This window comes from Streptomyces niphimycinicus (assembly GCF_018883605.1).
Classification (GTDB): Bacteria; Actinomycetota; Actinomycetes; order Streptomycetales; family Streptomycetaceae; genus Streptomyces; species Streptomyces niphimycinicus.
Genome location: NZ_JAHLEM010001000.1, coordinates 1 through 3,774, shown reverse-complemented (window position 1 = coordinate 3,774; position 3,774 = coordinate 1). Strand labels below are relative to the sequence as shown.

2 protein-coding genes are annotated in these 3,774 nt (G+C 69.6%); both read right to left on the bottom strand.

Annotated elements, in window-relative coordinates:
• Positions 1–1,113 (bottom strand): beta-ketoacyl synthase N-terminal-like domain-containing protein (locus KN815_RS46710; protein ID WP_253209684.1); only part of this gene is annotated, 1,113 nt, incomplete at its 3' end.
• Positions 1,114–1,138: 25 nt separating this feature from the next.
• Positions 1,139–3,774: SDR family NAD(P)-dependent oxidoreductase (locus KN815_RS46705; RefSeq protein ID WP_216347853.1), on the bottom strand; the 2,636-nt coding region annotated here is incomplete at its 5' end.

Sequence of the window (3,774 nt, the reverse complement as noted above, 5' to 3'; positions counted from 1 at the left end):
CCACAGCGGGCTTCCCTCCGGCCGGCCCTGGCCGTAGGTGGCCAGCAGCGCCTGCGCCTCGATCGGGTCACCCAGCGTCGTACCCGTACCGTGCGCCTCGACCGCGTCCACCTCGGACGCCGACAGCCCGGCACTCGCCAGCGCCTGACGGATCACCCGCTGCTGCGCCGGCCCATTCGGCGCCGTCAGACCGTTCGAAGCGCCGTCCTGGTTGATGGCCGACCCCCGCACCACCGCCAGCACCGGATGGCCGTTCTTCCGCGCGTCCGACAGCCGCTCCACCAGCAGCATGCCCACACCTTCGGCCCAGCCCGTACCGTCCGCGGCGTCCGCGAACGGCTTGCACCGGCCATCAGCCGCCAGACCGCGCTGACGGCTGAACTCCACGAACGACCCCGGCGACGCCATCACCGACACACCACCGGCCAGCGCCAGCTCACACTCGCCCTGACGCAGCGCCTGCATGGCCATGTGCAGCGCCACCAGCGACGACGAACACGCCGTGTCCACCGTCACCGCGGGTCCCTCGAGACCGAAGGTGTAGGAGATACGTCCCGATACCACGCTGGCCGCGCCACCGGTCAGATAGCCCTCGAGCTCACCCCCCACCTCATAGAGATGAGTCGAGTAGTCCTGACCGTTGGTACCGACGAAAACCCCGACCGGCCTGCCGCGCAGGGACACCGGGTCGATCCCGGTTCGCTCGAACGCCTCCCATGACGCCTCCAGCACCAGCCGCTGCTGCGGATCGGTCGCCACGGCCTCACGGGGAGAAATTCCGAAGAACTGCGGGTCGAATTGGTCGGCATCGTAGATGAAGCCACCCTCTCGGGTGTAGCTCGTCCCAGGATTGTCCGGGTCCGGGTGGTAGAGCTCCTCGAGGTCCCAGCCGCGATTGGTCGGGAAACCGGAGATGGCGTCGACACCATCCGCGACGAGTCGCCACAGATGCTCCGGGGTGCTTACGCCCCCGGGAAAGCGACAGCTCATTCCCACAATGGCGATGGGCTCACGCGACGCCGCCATCAGGCGCTGGTTCTGTAGCTTGAGGCGGTCGTTTTCCCGCAGGGAAGCGCGCAGCGCTTCGACAACTCTTTCGGAGGACGTAGCCATCAGTAGCTCCACACTTCCACGAACATCAAAGGTCTGCGCCGCCCAGTGCCCTCTGGACGAGGTCGTCGACATCCATCTCGTCGACAGCGCTGTTCATTTCTTCTTGGGGCACCGGCTCAGAACCGCTCTCCGAGATGTCGGCGAGTTCCAGCAGGGCGTCCATCAGTCCGGCCTCACGAAAACGTGTGAGCGGAATTGAGGCCAGGGCCTCGCGAATGCGGTCTTCTTCGGGGTCGTTCTGCTCAGCGCCACCGGCCTGCGGAAACATGTTCGTCTCCAAATGCTCGGCCAGTACGGTGAGGTTCGGGAAGTCGAACGCCAACGTGGTCGGCAGCTCCAGGCCGGTGATCGCGCCCAGCCGGTTGCGGAGCTGCACGGCCGTCAACGAGTCGAAGCCGAGTTCCCTGAACGACCGATCGCTCTCGATGGCGTCGGGGGTCGCATGCACCAGGACCGCGGCGACGTGCTGCCGCACCAGCTTGCGCAGGGAACGCTGACGCTTCGCCGAGGACAGCCCCTCCAGACTCGCGCGCAGCTCCGCCGCGGCCGATTCGGCCGGCTCCGGGTCGGCGGACGCCGACGACACGTTCGACCGCCGCGGCTTCGTCAGCTCGCTCAGCATGGGGGTCGGCCGGGTGCCACCGAGCTCTTCGCCGAGGCGGTCCCATGCGGCGTCGGCCACAAGGACGAAGGTCTCCTCCAGGTCGAGCGCACGCTGGAGCGCGGAGATCGCCAAGTCGGGGTCCATCGGGGCCACGCCGCCCCGCTCCATATGCCCTTCGAGGTCTCCGTCGATCACCATGCCGCTGCCGGCCCAGGCGCCCCAGGCGATGGAAACCGCCGGAAGCCCGTCCGACCGCCGCTGGGCCGCCAGGGCGTCCAGGAACGCGTTGCCCGCCGCGTAGCTCCCCTGCCCCGGACCGCCTGTCGTGCCAGCCGCCGAGGAGAACAGCACGAACGCCGACAGATCCATCCCGGCGGTCAGCTCGTGCAGATTCCGCGCCGCGTCCACCTTCGGACGCAACACCCCGGCCGCCCGCTCCGTCGTCAGGGCGTCGATCACACCGTCGTCCAGCACACCCGCCGAATGGACCACGGCGGTCAGCGGGAACTCCGACGGAATCGCGTCCAACACCCCGGCCAGCTCCGCACGGTCGGCCGTGTCACACGCCGCCACCGTCACGCGGGCACCGAGCTCCTCCAGCTCCGCCTTCAACTCGGCGGCGCCCTCGGCCTCCATCCCACGACGGCTGGTCAGCACCAGATGCTCGGCACCCGTACGCGCCAGCCACCGCGCCACATGGCCACCCAGCGCACCCGTACCACCGGTCACCAGCACCGAACCACTTGGCCGCCAGCCATCCGTGGCCGTGCTGTCAGGCGCTGAGGCCCGCACCAGCCGCTTGCCGAAGACCCCCGAACCACGCACCGCGACCTGGTCCTCGGACTCCGCACCGGTCAGCACTCCGGCCAGCCGGGCCACCGCACGGCTGTCGATGGTCTCGGGCAGGTCCACGACACCGCCCCAGCGCTGGGGATACTCCACTCCGACGATCCGCCCAAGCCCCCAGACCATCGCCTGTGTGGGGCTCACCAGCCGGTCGGAACGCCCCACCGAGACCGCACCCCGGGTCCCGCACCACAGCGGGGCCACCACACCGGCGTCGCCCAGCCCCTGGACCAGCGCCACCGTCGCCGCCAGCCCGGCCGGGACCACCTCGAACGACCCGTGCGCCGACTCATCCAGCCCGAGCAGCGAGAACACACCCGTCACGCCCGACGGATCCATCCCCGTGTCGTCAAGCGCCCCACGCAACCGCTGCGTCATCACCTCACGGCCATCGGCCGCGTCGACGACCACACGCACCACATGCGCGCCGCGCCCGGCCAAACCATCCACCACGGAGGCAAGCAAGGCGTCGTCACCACAGACCTTTGGTACGGCGACCAGCCACGTGCCGGTGAGCGTAGCCTCAGCGGCGGACTCCACCGACTTCCAGACCACACTGTGGCGCCAGCCGTCCACCGTGCTCCGCTCACGCCACTGACGACGCCACGACGACAGTGCCGGAAGCAATGCGGTCAGGGACGATTGCTGCTCCGCGTCGTCCACCTCCAGGGTGCGGACCAGCGCCTCCAGGTCCTCGCGCTCCACGGCCTCCCAGAAGCGCGCGTCCACCGCGTCCGCGCCCAGCCCCTCACCGCCGGCGGGCACCTCACCGACCGGCGCGTCCAGCCAGTACCGCTGACGCTGGAAGGCGTAGGTGGGCAGGTCCACCCGACGGGCACCACGGCCCCCGAACACCGTCGGCCAGCCGACGCCGACCCCACTGACGTGCAGCTCGGCGGCCGAGGTCAGGAACTGCTCCAAGCCACCCTCGTCGCGCCGCAGTGTGCCGACGACCACGGCCCGCGCCCCGGCGGCCTCCACGGTCTGCTGCAACGGGAGCATGAGTACGGGATGCGGGCTCGCCTCGATGAACACGCCATGCCCGCTGTCGAGCAGGGTGCGGGTAGTGGCTTCCAGCTCGACGGTCTGCCGCAGGTTCCGGTACCAGTACTCGGCATCCAGACCGGCCGTGTCCACCAGCTCACCGGAAACCGTCGAATAGAACGGCACCTCGGAGGAACGCGGCGCGATGTCCGCCAGAACCTTCAGCA